This is a genomic window from Paenibacillus algicola (assembly GCF_005577435.1).
GTDB lineage: Bacteria > Bacillota > Bacilli > Paenibacillales > Paenibacillaceae > Paenibacillus_AQ > Paenibacillus_AQ algicola.
The window spans coordinates 4,304,488-4,322,730 of record NZ_CP040396.1 but is presented as its reverse complement, the minus strand read 5'-3'; the positions used below and the strand labels follow the sequence as shown (position 1 = coordinate 4,322,730).

At 54.3% G+C, this 18,243-nt stretch carries 14 protein-coding genes; 9 read left to right on the top strand and 5 right to left on the bottom strand.

Annotated features, from left to right (window positions below; genetic code table 11):
- Positions 1-43: 43 nt before the first annotated feature.
- The 7 genes from E6C60_RS20100 to E6C60_RS20070 all read left to right on the top strand — a co-directional run bounded on the left by E6C60_RS20100 (position 44) and on the right by E6C60_RS20070 (position 9,926).
- Positions 44-1,465 (top strand): ABC transporter substrate-binding protein, encoded by a 1,422-nt coding sequence (locus E6C60_RS20100; RefSeq protein WP_208203763.1) that lies wholly within the window; start codon positions 44-46, stop codon positions 1,463-1,465.
- 90 nt (positions 1,466-1,555) lie between these two features.
- Entirely contained in the window at positions 1,556-2,398 is an 843-nt protein-coding gene (locus E6C60_RS20095) for a carbohydrate ABC transporter permease (RefSeq protein ID WP_138227427.1), read from the top strand.
- Positions 2,398-3,231, top strand: a complete 834-nt coding sequence (locus E6C60_RS20090; protein ID WP_138227426.1) for a carbohydrate ABC transporter permease — start codon at positions 2,398-2,400, stop codon at positions 3,229-3,231. Before E6C60_RS20095 ends, E6C60_RS20090 begins: the two co-directional genes overlap by 1 nt.
- A gap of 560 nt (positions 3,232-3,791) precedes the next feature.
- Complete coding sequence (ltrA, locus tag E6C60_RS20085) at positions 3,792-5,084, top strand: group II intron reverse transcriptase/maturase (protein WP_138227425.1); 1,293 nt, start codon at positions 3,792-3,794, stop codon at positions 5,082-5,084.
- A 170-nt stretch (positions 5,085-5,254) separates the two neighbouring features.
- The gene (locus E6C60_RS20080) at positions 5,255-7,057 is read left to right on the top strand and encodes a sensor histidine kinase (RefSeq protein ID WP_175415377.1); all 1,803 of its coding nucleotides are present in this window, start codon (positions 5,255-5,257) and stop codon (positions 7,055-7,057) included.
- Complete coding sequence (locus tag E6C60_RS20075) at positions 7,054-8,622, top strand: response regulator (protein WP_138227423.1); 1,569 nt, start codon at positions 7,054-7,056, stop codon at positions 8,620-8,622. The genes E6C60_RS20080 and E6C60_RS20075 overlap by 4 nt, the downstream gene beginning before the upstream one ends.
- Positions 8,619-9,926: an ABC transporter substrate-binding protein gene (locus E6C60_RS20070; RefSeq protein WP_138227422.1), complete on the top strand. Its 1,308-nt coding sequence runs from the start codon at positions 8,619-8,621 to the stop codon at positions 9,924-9,926. The genes E6C60_RS20075 and E6C60_RS20070 overlap by 4 nt, the downstream gene beginning before the upstream one ends.
- A 167-nt stretch (positions 9,927-10,093) precedes the next feature.
- On the opposite strand, the gene E6C60_RS20065 is transcribed toward E6C60_RS20070, so the two are convergent.
- Positions 10,094-10,981 carry a diacylglycerol/lipid kinase family protein gene (locus E6C60_RS20065; protein WP_138227421.1) on the bottom strand — a complete coding sequence of 296 codons (888 nt, stop codon included), beginning with the start codon at positions 10,979-10,981 and terminating at the stop codon, positions 10,094-10,096.
- Positions 10,982-11,128: 147 nt separating this feature from the next.
- On the opposite strand from E6C60_RS20065, the gene E6C60_RS20060 reads away from it, so the two are divergent.
- Positions 11,129-11,869 carry a Bax inhibitor-1/YccA family protein gene (locus E6C60_RS20060; protein ID WP_138227420.1) on the top strand — a complete coding sequence of 247 codons (741 nt, stop codon included), beginning with the start codon at positions 11,129-11,131 and terminating at the stop codon, positions 11,867-11,869.
- Positions 11,870-11,980: 111 nt separating this feature from the next.
- Here E6C60_RS20060 and E6C60_RS20055 read toward each other — a convergent pair whose 3' ends face one another.
- Both E6C60_RS20055 and E6C60_RS20050 read right to left on the bottom strand, forming a co-directional pair.
- A complete protein-coding gene (locus E6C60_RS20055) occupies positions 11,981-14,419 on the bottom strand; it encodes a putative bifunctional diguanylate cyclase/phosphodiesterase (RefSeq protein ID WP_138227419.1) in 2,439 nt (812 codons plus the stop codon).
- Between the two features lie 323 nt (positions 14,420-14,742).
- Complete coding sequence (locus E6C60_RS20050; protein ID WP_138227418.1) at positions 14,743-15,660, bottom strand: aldo/keto reductase; 918 nt, start codon at positions 15,658-15,660, stop codon at positions 14,743-14,745.
- A gap of 170 nt (positions 15,661-15,830) precedes the next feature.
- Between E6C60_RS20050 and E6C60_RS20045 the strand changes: the two genes are divergently transcribed.
- Complete coding sequence (locus E6C60_RS20045; protein WP_138227417.1) at positions 15,831-16,886, top strand: LLM class flavin-dependent oxidoreductase; 1,056 nt, start codon at positions 15,831-15,833, stop codon at positions 16,884-16,886.
- Positions 16,887-16,957: 71 nt separating this feature from the next.
- Here the strand turns inward: E6C60_RS20045 and E6C60_RS20040 are convergent, their stop codons facing one another.
- Both E6C60_RS20040 and E6C60_RS20035 read right to left on the bottom strand, forming a co-directional pair.
- Positions 16,958-17,887 carry a GNAT family N-acetyltransferase gene (locus E6C60_RS20040; protein ID WP_138227416.1) on the bottom strand — a complete coding sequence of 310 codons (930 nt, stop codon included), beginning with the start codon at positions 17,885-17,887 and terminating at the stop codon, positions 16,958-16,960.
- Positions 17,871-18,197: a hypothetical protein gene (locus E6C60_RS20035; protein WP_138227415.1), complete on the bottom strand. Its 327-nt coding sequence runs from the start codon at positions 18,195-18,197 to the stop codon at positions 17,871-17,873. Before E6C60_RS20035 ends, E6C60_RS20040 begins: the two co-directional genes overlap by 17 nt.
- Between the last annotated feature and the right edge of the window lie 46 nt (positions 18,198-18,243).

Genomic DNA, 18,243 nt, shown 5'->3' with positions numbered 1-18,243 from the left:
ATACGGAGTCATTTTAAACCATACCTATAAAGGGGGCATACACGTGAAAAAGAGTAAAAAATGGATGAGCCTGATTCTCGGGCTGACACTGACCATGGGTCTGGCGGCATGCGGAGGCGGGACCGAAACCGGCTCCACCGGCACGACAGAGCCGAACAAGGACAGCGGCAAAGCACCGGCCGAGGAGCAGACAGCGAAGGTGGATGAAATCTACTTCCTGAATTTCAAGCCGGAAATTGCACAGGTGTATGACAAGATTGCCAAGGATTACGAAGCGGAGACCGGCATTAAAGTGAAAGTGGTGACCGCTGCTGCCGGCACCTACGAAACCACGCTGAAGTCCGAGGTGGCCAAATCCGATCCTCCGACGATTTTTCAGATTAACGGTCCGGTCGGATATAACAACTGGAAGGACTATGCCAGCGATCTGAAGGACACCAAGCTGTACAGCTTCCTGTCTGACCCAAGCCTTGCGGTGACGAGCGGAGAGGGTGTATACGGCATCCCTTATGTGGTTGAAGGCTATGGCATCATCTACAATGACGCTATTATGAAGAAATATTTCGAGATGGCCGACAAAGCCGTCAGCATCTCTTCCGCCGCAGAAATCAACAGCTTCGACACCCTGAAGGCCGTGGTTGAGGATATGACCGCGAAAAAGGATGCTCTGGGCATCAAAGGCGTATTCGCCTCCACGTCCATGGCTCCGGGCGAGCAATGGAGATGGCAGACGCACCTGGCGAACCTGCCGCTGTATTATGAGTTCAAGGATATGGACGGCTATGACAGCACCGTGCTGGCCGGACTTGATGCCAAGGAAATCGAGTTCAAGTATGGAAGCAACTACAAGAATATTTTTGACCTCTACATTAACAACTCTGTCAGCAAAGGCACGATGGTCGGAAGCAAGTCCGTAGCTGATTCCATGGCAGAATTCGCGCTGGGTCAGGCAGCCATGGTACAGAACGGAAACTGGGCATGGTCCCAGATTAACGAAGTTGGCGGCAACACGGTGAAAGCCGAGGATATCAAATTCATGCCGATCTATACCGGCGTAGAAGGCGAAGAGAACCAGGGTCTGGCTGTCGGAACCGAGAATTATTTCGCCATTAACAGCAAGGTATCCCAAGAGAAGCAGGAAGCTTCTATCGCATTCCTGGAGTGGCTGTTCTCCAGTGACAAAGGCAAGCAGTATATCGTGAACGAGCTCGGCTTCATCGCACCATTCAACACCTTCGGAGATGATGAGAAGCCTGCAGATCCACTGGCAAAAGAAGTGACACGCTGGATGGATGAAGGCACAACGTCCGTAGCCTGGACCTTTGCCGCCTTCCCAAGCGAGGAGTTCAAGAACCAGTTCGGTGATGCGCTGCTGCAATATGCCCAGGGCAGTGCAACATGGGAGCAGGTCGCCAGCACGGTAACAGAAAGCTGGAAAGCCGAGAAGGCCAGAACAAGCCAATAACCCTGTGAAATTTTCGGGCCACTGCGTACAGTATGCTGCGCAGTGGCGCTTCTTTACTCTTTTTGGATTCTATGTGATCGGAGCGTCGATATGGAGAAATCAATCAAAAGATACGTCTTGTTCTTTACCCTGCCGACCCTGCTTGCCTTTGCTGCCCTGTTCGTGGTTCCCTTCGCGCTGGGCATCTATCTGTCCTTTACCGAGTTCACGACCGTTAATGATGCGACATGGGTAGGGCTGAGCAACTATGGCAAAGCCTTTGCCAATCCGGATTTTCAGAATGCACTCTGGTTTACAAGCAAGTTTACCGTCGTCTCCATCATTACGGTCAATGTGCTGGCCTTCCTGCTGGCCTTGCTGCTGACACGGGGCAGAAAGGGCACGAATCTGTTCCGGACGGCTTTTTTCATGCCGAATCTGATCGGGGGCATCGTGCTGGGCTACATCTGGCAGCTGATTCTGAACGGAATTCTGTACCGCTATGAGGTGACACTGACGTTTGACGCCAAGTACGGCTTCTGGGGACTGGTCATTCTCATGAGCTGGCAGATGATCGGGTATATGATGGTTATTTACATCGCGGGCATCCAAAGCATCCCTAAGGACCTGTTCGAGGTCGCCAAAATCGAAGGCGCAGACCGCTGGGCAACCGTGCGGCACGTGACCATTCCGATGATTATGCCGGCCATTACCATCTGCCTGTTCCTGACGATGATCAATTCCCTGAAGCTGTTTGACCAGAACCTTGCGCTGACCGCAGGGGCTCCCTCCAAGGAGACCGCAATGCTTGCCCTGGACATTTACAACACCTTCTACGGCACGCCGGGCTTTGAAGGAGTGGGGCAGGCGAAGGCTGTCGTGTTCTTCGTGCTCGTGGCCCTGATCTCCATGATCCAGCTGTCTATCACCAGAAGAAGGGAGGTTGAGCAGTAATGCAAAGAGAAACGGTCCGCGACAATACGATCTTTGTGCTGTTTCTGGTTCTGATGGCCGTGTTCCTGTCCCCGATCCTGATTGTGCTCATGAACTCCTTTAAGGGAAAATTTTTCATCAGTGATGCGCCGTTCAAGCTGCCGGACAGCACCACCTACGTCGGTCTGGAAAACTATATCAGCGGCCTGGAGAAAACAGGCTTTCTGAACGCGTTCGGCATGTCCCTGCTCATTACGGTGCTGTCGGTGCTTGTCATTGTCTGGTTCACGTCCATGACGGCCTGGTACATTACACGGGTGAAGACCGGGTTCACCAAATCCTTGTATTTTGCTTTCGTCTTCTCCATGATCGTGCCCTTTCAGATGGTAATGTTCACGATGACCAAGGTGGCCAATGTGCTGCACCTGGACAATCCGCTCGGTATTGTCATCATTTATTTAGGCTTTGGCGCGGGGCTGTCTGTCTTCCTGTACTCCGGGTTCGTCAAGTCCATCCCTGTAGAGATTGAAGAGGCCGTGATGATGGACGGCGGCAATCCGCGGCAGATGTTCTTCCGGGTTGTGTTTCCGATCCTGAAGCCGATCGCGATTACGGTCGCCATCCTGAATGTGATGTGGATCTGGAACGACTATTTGCTGCCCTATCTCGTGATTGGTACAGAGTACAAAACCATTCCAATTGCCATTCAGTACCTGCGCGGCGGCTATGGCTCGATTGATATGGGTGCGATGATGGCGATGCTGACGCTTGCTATTGTGCCTGTGGTCATATTTTATCTGTTCTGTCAGCGCTATATTATTGAGGGCGTTGTGGCGGGGGCAGTCAAGGGATAAAGGGTGCGGCCTTCAGGCCGCCCTTTTTTTGTAGGGCGTGCCCAGAAGCACGCATCTTCTAGCCGGTGAAAGTCCGGTCGCGGGAGGGGCCAAGCCCCCGCGTAGCTAGGATACCTGCGTACGGCGAAATCTGTGCGTAGAAGCGTATCGACGAAAGTACCTGTCGGAGACAGGGCGAGCGAAATACCAGGCTGTAACATAAAGTGAATCCTGCCGCGTCGTCAAAAAGGCCTCGCAAGAGGGGAAGAGGAAGCCGAGTCTCGCGCATATGGACGAAGGCCATGGAAGCTGTTCAGAACTTGGAACGACAGTGAAGAATCCTCCGGCGTAAGGGGATCGGCATGGTATGAAAGAGGATGCAGTGAACTGGGGAGGCCCTCCCCTGCACGTTTTTTTTTTTTGAAACCGTAAAGAGACGCTCTATAAGCCTAAAAGGTGAAGTGAACCGTCTGCAGGAAGGGAGTCCGAGGGGCTCATAGTACCGAAGAATGCAGGACAACAAAACCTGCAGGAGGGAAGGAGCCCTGCTTTGTTCAAGTTTCTTAAGGAGGTACGAGTCAGTGAATGCCAAACGGCTAACAACACCAAAGGAAAACGTTCAACAACTCCAAGAGAAACTAGGTCATGCGGCCAAGGAAAACAAGAAGCGAAGGTTTCACGCGTTGTACGACAAGGTCTATCGAATAGACATCCTGTGGGAAGCATGGCGAAGAGTACGAGCTAATAAGGGCTCGGCAGGAATAGACGGAGAGACACTGGCAGACATCGAGAAACAAGGAGAGGTGCTCTTTGTACACGAATGTCAACGTCTTCTTAAGGAAGGCAATTATCATCCGCAACCTGTAAGGCGCCACTACATTCCAAAGAAAGATGGCAAAAAGCGACCGCTAGGCATTCCCACGGTGAGAGACCGCGTCATCCAGATGGCAGCGAAACTCGTCATGGAACCGATCTTCGAGGCGGATTTTCAGGAAACGTCATTCGGGTTCAGGCCAAAACGAAGTGCAAAGCAAGCGTTAGATCGCATTCGGAAAGCATGTAACCGCAAAGGGAATTGGGTGGTCGACGTCGACATCCAAGGGTACTTCGACAACATTAATCAGGAGAAACTCATTAAGCTGGTAGAAATGCGAATCAGCGATAGACGAATTCTGAAGCTGTTGAGGAAGTGGCTAAGTGCAGGTGTCATGGAGGAAGGCAATGTCAGACGCTCAGATTTGGGTACACCACAAGGTGGGGTCATTTCACCACTGCTGGCGAATATCTACCTGAATTACTTTGATCTCCTGTGGGAACGGCATGGCAGTAAAATGGGGGAACTCACACGTTACGCGGACGATCTGGTGGTCATCTGCAAAACAAAGAAAGATGCAGATCGGGCTTACGAACTCATTAAAGTCATAATGGGTCGCCTGGAGTTAACGCTGCATCCGACCAAAACGCGTATTGTCGGATTATGGACAGGAGAAGAAGGCTTTGACTTTCTAGGCATGCACCATCGAAAGACGAAAGCGGAGACATCTCAAGGCAAAATATATTATACGACCCAGCAGTGGCTGTGCCGCAAGGCGGAGGAGCGAATCAGAGAGGTCGTAAAAGAGCGACTGGCTCCTCCAAATATGCGTCACAAGACCTTTCAGGACCACCTGGAATACTTAAACCCTAAAATACAGGGGTGGCGCAACTACTACTACACAGCTTACAGCCAAAAGAAGATGGCGAAACTGGACTGGTACATCCTCCAGCGACTAGCCAAATGGGTTGCCAAGAAACGTCAACGCACGCGATGGATGAGCTCATTAAGCGAAGTGAAAGCACTGTCCTCACAATGTGGACTTAAAACGCTCTTGTGATCTGCATGCACATGAATGACGAACATCGGAAAGCCGTATGAGGGAAAACCTCACGTACGGTTTGATGAGGAGGGGCAGAGATGTCTGCCCTTTACTCTAGAGAGCGGGGCAGGAGGACTGCTGTTTTTGTCGAAAAAGAGATAGAGATAGGCCGGAGGAGGTTTCGCCGTATGTGGCTTCAGAAAAGCTTACAGTCCAAGTTGCTGCTCGGCATGATTGTATGCGCTATCATCCCATTGACCATTTCCATCATCATTTCCTACCGCACGACCTCCAACTCGGTCCAGAGTCAGATCGTGGATATTAACCAGCAGGCGATGGACAGCAGCACCTACTATGTCAAAAGATATCTGGATAACCTGGATCAGATTACGCTGTCCTTTTATTTTGATCCCGTGCTGATGGGGTATCTCCGGTCCCCGTCGTCTGCGGATTACGCCGAGCGAATGTATATATCGAACCAGGTGTACTCCATCTCCAAGGAGCGCCCGGAATTTCGGGCTGTCCGCTTCGCCAGCTCCCAGACTGGAGAGGTGTATTCGGACTCGGCTTTTTTGAGGCTGGGAGAGGGGGATCCGCCCGGCTCGATCTCCACGCCGGAGGACGATCAGGCCGGCTGGGGGGAAACCTACGGCTATGAGGTCGTGACGATGAACGGGGAGCGCCTGCTGGCATTCCACAAGCCGATCATTGATTATCCGCGGACGCATCTGCTCGGCATTCTGACGATTTATATCGGTCCTGATGAGCTGGGACAGCTCGTCCGACCGGGCGAGGTTTCCACAACGGAAGGAGAGCAGGTCTTTCTGCTGATCCGGCGGGATCATGAGCTGCTGTATGCTTCGCAGGAAGGACAAGAGTCTTTGCTGGGCCTGGAGATGGACCCTGCTCCTTGGAACGGGGACAAGGGCTATGTCCAAGGGAAATGGGCGGGACAGGAGGGCGTGCTTGTCTATGTTACTGACGATTACAAAGGGATGCCGCTGACGCTGGTAAAATATATCCCGTCTGCAGTCATGCACGAGGCGGCCAATGAAGCACTGCGGAAATCGCTTGCGATTCCCTTGATGATGACCCTGCTGGTGCTCCTCTGCTCCTCGCTCCTGTCCTACATGTTTATGACGCCGATCAAGCGGCTGGTGCGCAGCATCGCCCAGGTTCAGGCTGGCAACTTCGACATGCAGCCGATTCCGGCACGGCAGGATGAGCTGGGCGTACTGGAGCATCGGTTTCAGAGCATGGTCCGGGGTCTGGATGATCTGATGAACCGGGAATACCGGCACCGGCTGGAGCTGACGACCGCGCATTTAAAAATGCTGCAGGCGCAGATCAATCCGCACTTTTTATACAATTCGCTGCAGTCCATCGGTACTCTGGCGCTGCGCCAGGGCGCACCGGAGGTGAATGAGAAGATTGCGGAGCTGGGATATATTTTGAGATACAGCATGGATCTGAAGACGGAAAGCGTACCGCTGCACAAGGAGATTGAGCATATTGAGAATTATATGTCCCTGCAGCTGGGAAGGTTCAGAGACCGCCTGTCGTATGAGCTGTCCTGTCCGCCGGAGGCACTCTCTATCCTGGTACCGAAGATGATTCTGCAACCGCTGGTGGAGAACAGTATCGTACACGGCATGGAGAAGGGCACCGGCAGAGGCGCCATTCATATGGTGATGGAGCTGAAGGCGGAGGCGCTGATCATTTCCGTCATGGATAATGGAAAAGGAATTGAGGCGTCCGTGCTGGAGGGGCTGCAGCGGGAATACGGGGGAAGGCAGCCGACATCCGGCAAGGAATCCGGTATTGGGCTTATCAATGTATTGGAGCGGCTGCGCCTTCGCTACGGCAGCCAGTTTACTTGGGAAATTCGAAGCATTCCTTATGAAGAGACGATCATTCAATTACATATCCCGCTGGAGGAGCGGAAGGACATGCAGCCCGCTGCTTCAGCACAGGAGGTGCACTCGGTATGAAGGTACTCATTGTCGACGATGAAGAGCATGTACGGGAGGCGATCGAGCTCTCGGTAGATTGGGGACATTACGGCATTGACCAGCGCCTGCTGGCTTCCAATGGAGCAGAAGCCCTGGAGCTGCTGCGTGAGCATCGCCCGGAGGTCATGTTCTGTGATATGAGCATGCCCCGGATGGACGGGACGGAGCTGCTGCAAAGGATTCGGGAGGAGAACGAGAATGTGCAGGTCATTGTCATCAGCGGCCATGATGATTTCCGGTACACCCAGGCAGCAATTCGCGCCTTTGGTATAGATTACTTGCTGAAGCCGTTCCGCCGCGCAGACCTGGAGAAGGCGCTGGAGAAAGCCATATCGGTGTGGGAGGAGAAGGAATCCCTGCGCTCCGGCCTGCGGGAGTCCGCATACCGGATGAAGCAGGTGGACGCGATGCTGGAGGAGCAGCGGCTTGCGGGCTACTTGCGGGGAGAGATTGCATATCATGACGGCATCCGTCCCTGGTTCCGGAAATGGTGTGATACCGAGCAGCTGTGGGTAGCGCTTATGCTGCCAAGGAACCAGCTCGAAATTATAAACCGGCGATTCGATGGAGATGCCGAGCTTTATGCGTTTGCGGTCAGCAATATCGTAGACGAGGTGCTGCACTCCTGCAGGGTCTGGAGCTTCTGCCGGCTGGATGCCTATCAGTGGGTGCTGCTGATTGGAGCGGACTCGCAGGGAGCCGACGGGTCCATGTTCCAGCTGTATGTCCGGCGGATTTCCGCCGCTTGGGAGCGCACTTTCGGATTAACCGTATTTACAGGGCTATGTGAGGAGAAGACCATCGTGAAGGACCTTCCCGGAGCACTGGGCAGCGCCCGGGTTTCCCTGCTCAAATCCCCGGTGCTGCCGGGAAGCGCTGCTCCTTCCGGACCTGCACCTCGGCTGTCCGAGCAGCAGCAGCTGCTGGAGGCCGCGCTGCAGAGCGGCAACAGAAGCTATGCGGCCGAGCTGATCCAGTCCTTCGTCCGCTCGGTGCGGCAGCGGGGCGCGTTGACGCTGAAGGAGCTGCAGGCCTACACGCTGGAAGCCAACCTGATGCTGGACCGAGCGGGCGGGCACGATCCCGCGGGACGGGAGCTTCCCGGCCTGCAGCTTCCGCTGTGGATCAACGATCTGGAGGAGTGGGGGCGCCTGCTGCTTCAGCAGTGGTGGCGGCTGATGGAGGAATCAGGAAGCGAGGGTGGCGGTAGCCGCGGCGTAGAAGCGATGCGGGAGTACATGAATGGGCATTATTACGAGGACATCTCGCTGTCGAGCCTGTCTGAGCGGTTTCATTTCAGTCCGCAGTATATTTCCAAGAAGTTTAAGGAGATGTATAACACTACGGTCGTGACCTATTTGACCGAGCTTCGCATGGAAAAGGCGGCATCGCTGCTGTCCCATACCGAGATGACCGTGCATGATATTGCACAGCGGGTCGGGTACGGAGATGAGAACTATTTCGGCAAGGTGTTCAAAAAGCACACCGGCTTCTCACCGCTGCAATACCGGAAGCAGCGGCCGCAGCAGGAGGCTCACATATGAGCCGAAAAGCTTGGGCTATGCTGACAGCCGCACTGCTGCTGCTCGCAGCGGGCGTGTATGCCTGGACGCTGCCACCATCCCCGCCTCAGGCTGCCACAGGCGCAGAGCAGGAGCGGAAGCCCCGAACGACGCTGCGCCTGCTTCAGTTCAAGGTTGAGATACGGGAGCAGGTGCTGGCCATGGCAGAGGATTATATGCGGGAGCACCCCGATATTGTCATTGAAGCCCAGGTGCTGAAGGACTATGATACGACGCTGATCACGCGGTTTGCGGCGGGAGAAGCACCGGATATTTTCACGGTCAAATCCTACTCTGATATTCAAGACTGGGCTCCGCGCCTGGCAGATCTGTCCGGGGAGCCGTGGATGGAGCAAATCTCACCGGCTGCCGTGCAGGGCATGACGGTTGATGACCGAAAGCTTGGCTTCCCGATGTCCATTGAGGGCTACGGATTTATCTATAATAAGGAGCTGTTCGCTCAAGCCGGCATTAAAGAGGTTCCGCGCACGCTCGGTCAGCTTCGGACGGTCAATGAGAAGCTGAAGGCAGCGGGTATTCGTTCCTATGCGGAGGGCTATAAAGAGTGGTGGATTCTGGGCCAGCACTTGTTGAACCTGCCGTTTGCTTATGAGGAAAACCCGGGGTCTGCGATTCAAAGCCTGAATCAAGGCACCCGGCAGCTGGGTGAGCTGAAATATATGGACGGCTTCTTCGATGTGCTGGATATGACGGTGAAATACGGGCAAGGCAGCCGCTCGACCTTGATCAGCTATGATGATCAGGTGGCTGATTTTGCCGCAGGGCGATCTGCGATGATGCAGCAGGGCGTGTGGACGATGGAGACGATCGGGCGGATTAACCGTGAGCAACACATCGGCATGTTTGCGATTCCGCTCAGTGAGAATGCGGAGGAGACCGCGCTGCCGGTCGGCGTGCCCGGTTATTATGTGCTCAACCAGAACTCCCCGCATCTGGAAGAGAGCAAGCAGTTTTTGGCATGGCTGCATCAGAACGGGGACAAATATCTGGTGCAATCCTTCAACAGCATACCGGCCTTCACAGACCTCACCGCTGACAATCTGGGTCCGCTGGCCGCGGATTTGGCGGACTATGTTCGTAGAGGGCAGACGATTCCATGGGCTCATGCCCTCTGGCCTTCGGGCTCGCAGACGGAGCTGGCGAAGCCGCTTCAGGATTATGTTGGCGGCGGCGTAAGCCGGGAGGAGACGCTGCAGCGGCTGCAGCAGGTCTGGGACACGCAGGCGCGCTTGTCTGGTAAGGGGGAAGCGGTGGAGGGGCCGTGAAGGGTCGGTACGATTCTTGGCAGACTGCCCTTAAATGCCTGTAACGGGGGAAAAGCTCCGGATGCGGTTCCCTTGAACCGCATCCGGAGCTTTTAGAGCTGTAAAGGTGAAGTGTCATGCATCCTGGCTGTGTACTGTCGCAGAAGCGTAAAGTCTCTCTGAACTTCTTACGGCACCAGCACCTCTAGATGCCGTGGCAGGATGCTGAGCGTGATGGGCAGAATCGGCCCTTCTTCGCCGTCTACGTTGGTGCGAACCGGCTCTGTGGAGGAGACGGTCACGCTTTTGGCGGTGAAGTAGTGGACGTCCTTATGATTCTTGAGGCTGCCAAATAGCAGCGAGAGGCTGGCGGTCATCGTCTTGAACAGGTTCAGATCCTTGATGACAAAGCAATGCAGCAGTCCATCGTCCACCGAGGCCTCGGGAGCAAGCCGTTCAAATCCTCCCACCGAATTGGTCAAGGCAGCCAGAAACAATGGAGATTCGCCTTCCCACACTTGATTATCGTAATGAATCGTCATGGGCACCGCATGGCTGTGGACCAGCTCCTTCAGTCCCTCTTTCAGATAAGCGAGCGAGCCCAGGCGTGATTTCTCCTCGGAGGTCACCGCGGACAAAGACTCTGCCAGTGCACCGGCAGCAGCGACGTTGGCAAACAGCTGATTGTTGATCGTGCCCATGTCTACCCGCTGTACTTTGGAGGAGGCCAGCGTCTGGATCGCATCCTCGGGACGCAGCGGAATCGACAGCGCCCGGGCGAAATCATTCACCGTACCCAGCGGAACAAGCCCAAGACGCGGTCGGTGACTCTGGTTCATCATGCCGTTGATCGTCTCATGCAGGGTTCCGTCGCCGCCAATGGAGACGACGAGATCAAATGCTTCGGTACAGGCCGAGATGCAGTACCGGGTCGCATCAAGCTCCTGCGCCGTTTCCTGGATCAGGACCTCATAGCCTTGCTCCGCCAGCACACGTTCCACCTCTACGACTCGGCGCGGAGCTTCTTCTTTTCCGGAAGATGGATTGACAATGATCATAGCCCGTTTCTGGTTCATATACACGTTCCTCTCTGCATACGTTCTAATGATCATATACCCTCTTTTTCACTCTTTGATGAGGTGCCTTCTAAATAAGTAGGTGCAAGGGAATAAGGGGGGTGATATGATAGAAATAAATCCAATATTAAGATGAGGTGACAGCATTTGATAGGTCGCAGCGGTAACCCTACATTAAGCGATAATACGTTTGAGCGGCAGCAGTCTCAAGCGGGAGACAAGGTCATGACCATTGACGGCACCGTCCACAGAACGATGATTACTTTGGTCTTGCTGCTGGCAGGCGCGTTTAGCTCCTGGAAGATGTATTTTGACGGGGAGAATGTGTTCCCTTTCATGATTGGCGGCCTGATTGCCGGCTTTATTCTGGCTCTGATTGTATCCTTTGTACCGAGAACCGCACCATTTCTTGTTCCGCTTTATGCCGTAGCCGAGGGCTTGTTCCTGGGAGCGCTGTCTGCAAACTATGAATATGTCTATGACGGCATTACCCTGCAGGCTGCTCTGCTGACCATGGGCGTATTCGTGGCGCTGCTGCTCGTGTACAGACTGCGGATTGTGAAGGTTACGGAGAACTTCAAGCTGGGCGTCATCGCAGCAACCGGGGGCATTGCACTGGTGTATCTGCTGAGCCTGGTGCTGGGCTTTTTTGGTGTCAGCATTCCTTATCTGCATGAGAGCAGCCCGATCGGCATCGGGATCTCGGTCGTGATCGTCATCGTGGCCGCGCTGAATCTCGTGCTGGACTTTGACTTTATCGAGAACGGTGCCCGCAGCGGGGCTCCGAAATATATGGAATGGTATGGCGCGTTCGGCCTTGTCGTTACGCTGGTATGGCTGTATATTGAGATGCTGCGCCTGCTGTCCAAGATTTTTAGCCGTGATTAGAGGGCAGGGGGTGGGTGATATCTTCACCTGCCGGTAAACATAAAGAAGCAGTGGATCTAGGGGTGACCCTGGTCCACTGCTTCTTTGCTATATGATCTCCGCAGTCCCACTCTAACTGGCGCGGGACGGGGGCGCAAACTGCTGCGCCAATTCCTCCGGCGGCATCGGCTTGCTGTAGAAATAGCCCTGCGCGTTGAAGCAGTTCATTTCCTTCAGCAGCCCCACCTGATCCTCTGTCTCTACGCCTTCGGCGACAATGCTGAGATTCAGCTGCCGGGCCATGGAAATAATCATCTCCGCAATGGCCCTGCTGTCTTTATCCGTGGTCAGCTTGTTGATAAAGGAACGGTCGATCTTCAGACATTCAATCGGCAGACTCTGTAAATAACTGAGCGAGCTGTAGCCTGTACCGAAGTCATCCATGGATACGGCGATCCCCGCCTTCCTCAGATCATTCAGAATGTGAATAACGTGCTCCTCATTATACATCATCGCGCTTTCGGTAATTTCCAGCTCCAGCAGATCGGTGTCAAACTGAAGCTCAGTAATGGTATCCATAATCGATTCAAAAATGGTCGGCTTCATTAAATGCACCTGTGAAATGTTCACCGCGACCGGAACGACGCTCAAGCCTTCAGTCTCCCATTGCTTCACCTGGGACATGGCGGTGCGGAGCACCCAGAGCTCCAGAGGCACAATATACCCCGACTTCTCCGCGACCGGAATGAATCGAGCCGGCGAAACCATGCCCAGCTGTGGGTGATTCCAGCGCAGCAGAGCCTCCACCCCGATCATTTCTCCGGTCCGCATGTCCATCTTGGGCTGATAGTAGAGCTGCATTTCCTGCCGGGCAATGGACCCTTCAAGATCATTCTCCAGCGTAATTTGTTCAATGCTGCTCTGATCGCGCTGTGCATCATAGAACCGGTACTGGGAGCTGCCGTTCTGCTTGGCATCATACATGGCGGCATCCGCCCGCTTAATCAGCGCGTCGGCATCGGTTCCATCCTCAGGATAGCGGGCAATGCCGACAGAGGCCGACAGCTTGACCGTATGATGGCCGACATGAAAGGGCTGCACGAACTCCTCTACAAAGCGTCTGCCAACAGCCTCGATGTCTTCTTTGGCGGAGAGCTCCGGGACGAGCACCGTGAATTCGTCACCGCCCATGCGCGCGATGGTGCCTTCTGGAGGAAGACAGCTCTGGAGCTTGCGGGCTGCGGTCTTGATGACCTCATCCCCGAATGCATGTCCGAACAAGTCATTGACTCGCTTAAAGCGGTCCATGTCAATAAAGAAGACCGTGAATGCCTCATACGGCCGATTGGCTTCCTCGGCAGTACAGGAGGACAGGAAGTTTTGAAACGAGCGGCGGTTGGACATGCCTGTCAGCTCGTCCTGATACGCCAGCTGCAGGATCGTTTCCTGGTCTTTTTTGGCGGAGGTAATATCCTTGATGATGCTGTACGCGCCGCGGAGCACACCCTCCACCATAATAGGAAGGGAGGTAACGCATAGCGTCAGCAGGGTGCCGTCGGCCGCTTTAGCTTCAACGTCAATGACAGCCGATTTGCCCTGCAGCACCTGACGGTAATGGGCTTCAGCCGCTGCGCGGGAGCCGGGCTCCACCAGATCCACGAGCGGAGAGGAAAGCAGCGGCTTGCCCAGGCGCCGGGACAGCAGCTCGCCCTGATGATTAAGCATACTCACATGTCCTTGAGCGTCAAAGGCCAGCACGCTGTCCGGGTTATGCTCAAAGAGAGACATGTAATGCTGTTCGGCCTCCATCAGCCTCTGATTCTGCCGCAGCTGGCGGCTTACACTCATCGTGTCAGGAATCATAAATATACCAATCGCAATAAACATCATCACGAGATGAGGCACCAGCACGGAAAGTCCGCCCATGGCAGCCCCCTGTCCGACCGGCAGCACCGAAAAGGCCGTCAGCATCGGAAAGCCGGTCAGAGCCAGCGCTACCAGGACCACACCGGGAATGGTTGCTACTGAGTACAGCTTCAGCTCTCGGTTCCGGTTCGAGGTGGCCAGCAGCCGCAGCACGCACAGGCAGAGAGACAGCACAATGACTACGGTCATCAGCAGCATGAGCGGCTGGAATACGATATAGCTGCGGAACAGAAATAGCGTGTTTATGTAATCGAAAATTAATATGATCGCTCCCATAGCAAAGCTCGCGGTCCAGTACGAATGACTCCGGCTTCGCGGGAGACGGGCGTACCAGACGCCGAAATGCATTGCTGCATAGCAGCCAGCCAGCGTAAACAGCACGTGAATAACATAGTAGCTCGTAGCCGTCGGAACGTTCAGGGACAGGGGGACCAGAATATGAGACAGGCTGAAGGCTACCGCGCCGGTCCAGACAATCAGATGCATCGAAGGCGAGGCGATGACTTTTCTGGATCTAGGGGCTGGAGCAGACCCTGATTTGCCAGGCACCATGCCAAAGGTAATGATAGCGGTACCAAGCAGGCTTGCCAATACGGCGAGAATAAGGAGCGGCCAATGAAGCTGAGACGGTTCTAAATAAGTCATGATCAACCTTCTTTGTCTGGATATAATGTTTAAAAAAGGAAATGGGTCTTTCAGACTACAGGACGCGATACTTATTAAACCAATTGACCATTGTTTAAAACATGACTTTTAGTCTATTTTATAGATTGCGCAGGACATTGTCCATCCACATTTTACATGAATATGACAATATGACCAGCCGCCGCCAGCGACACAGGGTCAACAAAAACCAGAGCTTCACGAAGGAAGCCCTGGCTGCGCTAGGTTGGAACATATTTCTACTCTCAATAAATAATCCCCCGCGGTTCCCCGCGGGGGGATTATTGTACATTCAGCGGCCTTCCCTATGGAAGAATATTGCCTGCCGCCCGGTAGATGTCATACCATTCTTCCCGGGTTATGGTGATGTCGGCGGCCTCGCAGCAGTCCTTCAATCGCTCCAGGTTCGTCGTGCCAACCACAGGCTGCATGCCCGCCGGATGGCGGAGAATCCACGCAATCGCCATGGCCGTGCTGCTGACATTGTAGCGCTGTGCCACTTCATCAATCCTTGCGTTCAGTTCCGGGAACTTGTCACTTCCCAGGAATACGCCTTCGAAGAATCCGTACTGGAACGGAGACCACGGCTGAATCGTGATGTCATGCAGTCGGCAAAAATCCAGTACACTGCCATCGCGGTTGACCGCAGCTTCGTTCTCCATATTGACGTTCAAGCCGCTGTCAATCATGGTTGTATTTGTTATGCTGAACTGAAGCTGATTCGCGACCAGCGGCTTCTTCACATATTTTTGCAGGAGCTGGATTTGCATCGGATTCTGATTGGATACGCCAAAGTGCCGCACCTTGCCGGAGCGCTCCAGCTGATCAAAGGCCTCGGCAACCTCCTCCGGCTCTACCAGAGTGTCCGGGCGATGCAGCAGCAGCACATCCAGATAATCGGTACGCAGGCGCTGTAAAATCCCGTCTACCGAGCTCAATATATGCTCCTTGGAGAAGTCGAAGCTGCCCGGACGAATTCCGCATTTGGATTGCAGCAGGATGCGTTCGCGCACGTCACTGTTCATATGTATGGCATCGGCAAAGATTTCTTCGCACTCGCCGCCGCCATAGATATCCGCATGGTCAAAAAAATGAGCTCCCTGCTCCATCGCGGTCTGTACAAAGGTTTCGGCTTCCTTGGGACTTAGTGCATTGATCCGCATGCAGCCCACGGCGACCGCCGGAACCTTTAGCTGGCTTGCGCCTAATGTTATGGTTCTCATGTTGTGTTGTCCTCCTCATTCCTCTTCAACGTCAAGCGTCTTCATTGTGGCATACCGGGGTCAGCCCTTGCAATGGCAACAGACTTGATAATCCATGTTAAATCCGCCAAACTAGGAACATCTATAAAGAAGCTTACTTGATGTAAGTGACTTGAACAGGAGGAATACAGATGGAAATTGGAATCAGTACATTTGTCGAGACATTGCCTGACGTGCATACCGGAGAGACGATCAGCCATGCCGAGCGCCTGCGGGAGGTCGTGGAAGAGATTGTGCTGGCGGATCAGGTCGGCCTGGATGTGTACGGCGTGGGCGAGCATCACCGTAAGGATTACGCAGCATCCTCTCCTGCAGTCGTGCTGGCGGCCGCCGCAACGCAGACCAAGTCTATTAGGCTGACGAGTGCGGTCACGGTGCTGTCTTCTGCCGACCCGGTGCGGGTCTTTCAGGATTTTGCCACTCTGGATGGCCTTTCAAACGGACGGGCAGAGATTATGGCGGGCCGCGGCTCCTTCATCGAATCTTTTCCGCTGTTCGGCAACGATCTGGACGATTATAACGAGCTGTTCGAAGAGAAGCTGCAGCTGCTATTGCAGCTGCGGGAAGCGGAAACGATTACATGGGAGGGCAAGTTCCGTCCCTCGATCCAGGAACGGGGCGTATACCCGCGCCCGGTGCAGCAGCCGTTGCCGGTATGGATTGGAAGCGGGGGCAACCAGGAATCGGTTGTCCGTGCAGGACTGCTGGGCTTGCCGCTCGTGCTCGCTATAATCGGGGGGCGTCCGGCGCAGTTTGCTCCGCTGGTAGAGCTCTATCAAAGAGCGGCTGCTCATGCCGGGCATGATCCCGGCAAGCTGACAGTTGCATCGCATTCCCACGGCTTTGTGGGCGATGTGGAGGAAGAGGCTGTGGAGAAGTTCTTCCTGCCCACGCAGGCAGGCATGAATATCATTGGCCGCGAGCGCGGATGGGGTCATTACAGCCGTGCCACTTACGACGCCGCTAGAAGCCCGGAGGGCGCCCTGTATGTAGGAAGCCCGGACACGGTAGCGAGCAAGATTATCGCCCTGCGCAAGCAGGTCGGAATCACCCGCTTTCTGCTCCACGTTCCGCTGGGCACCATGCCGCATAACGAAGTGATGCGGGCCATTGAGCTGCTGGGAACCGAGGTAGCGCCAAGAGTACGCAGAGAAATCGCGGAATGGGAAGCAGCGCAAGCCCGGTAGGACTCTTGCTGGAGCTGGATAAAGCACAAAGAACGGCCCCTTTGCAGGCCGTTCTTTGTGCTTTAAATGTTTCAGATGGATTTAGAGGTACGCCACAAGACTTCTACCGACACACTATGAAGCGGCGATAGCTGCTTTATGGCCAATCGGGCCATGAGAGGGTTGCTTGCTTCCACGAAGCCTATCCAGTTCTCATACAATCCCTCCCGCTCCAGAAGCCGGCAGGCCTCCAAAGCCAGCACGAGGCCCCAGCCCTTAGAACGGCAGGAATCCTTTACATACATGGTTTTTAGCAGCACGGTATTGTTGTTAAATCGTTCTACCGTAATCCAACCTGCGATATTTCCGTTCTGGCGAAGAATCAGGCTGTGTTCCTGATCTATGACATGCTCCTCTATAAAAGGGTCAAGAATAGACGGATAAGGAAGCTCTACCCTGTTCTTTATGGAAGCTCTCTCGATGTCGCTGAGCTCATAAAAAGGGGTGACCGAAAAGGATGAAGTCAGCTGCAGCCTGTTCCCGCGGGGCTCCTGTACCAGCTCTTTCAAGGACCCTTTCCACACATATATGCCGGGCTGCGGGATGTGAAAGCCGCAGGCCTGCAAGAAGCGGGCTGGCACCGAGACGGTATCCTGCAAGCCTGCAGCCGGTTTCGCCTTGCTTTCTTCAAGCTGGGCGGCTGCAGGTGCCAGATATTCCACATGAATCTGCTTCAGCTGCTGCTGTTGTGCCCAGTTCTCCAGCAGCGTGTACAGCTGGCGTCCGAGGCCGCGCCGTCTCCATGCTGGAGCGACGACGAAGCTTTGCAGCTTGCCTTCAGGGCTTCCGGGATCTCTGTAGAGAACCGCAAGTGCAGCTGGCTTCTCTCCACAAGCAATCCCGATAGCGAAGCACTCTGCTGGCAGCTGCTGGAGGTAGGCGTAATGCTCGGGAAGCAACAGCTGCCTATAATCTCCAGGTATCCGTCCTTGAAAGGCGTATGCTTTAAAGGGGGTTGGCATAGATATCGACAGGTATCATAATAACCGGAAGACCTGCAGCAGTCATGTTGTTGAGGCGAATTCGGAACTTACTATTCGGAGAAGAAGACAGGAGGCTTTGGGCTTCTTCGGTCAGCTTAATACGAACAATAGACTCGTCTGTAAAGGAAATAATACCATCTTGTTCATAATCCAGCGTGATCGGGCTGTCAAATGTTCCATCAGCCGAATATTCGATCGTAGCACTCAGATCTGATGAGCTTACTGCTTTGCTAAATTGGAATTGAAATTCACCGGCTGCCGAGTTGTAGGTAGAGCTGGTGACCGTCATATCGGGATGAATGGTAACCGGAATCTTTACGGATGACGTTGCAGCG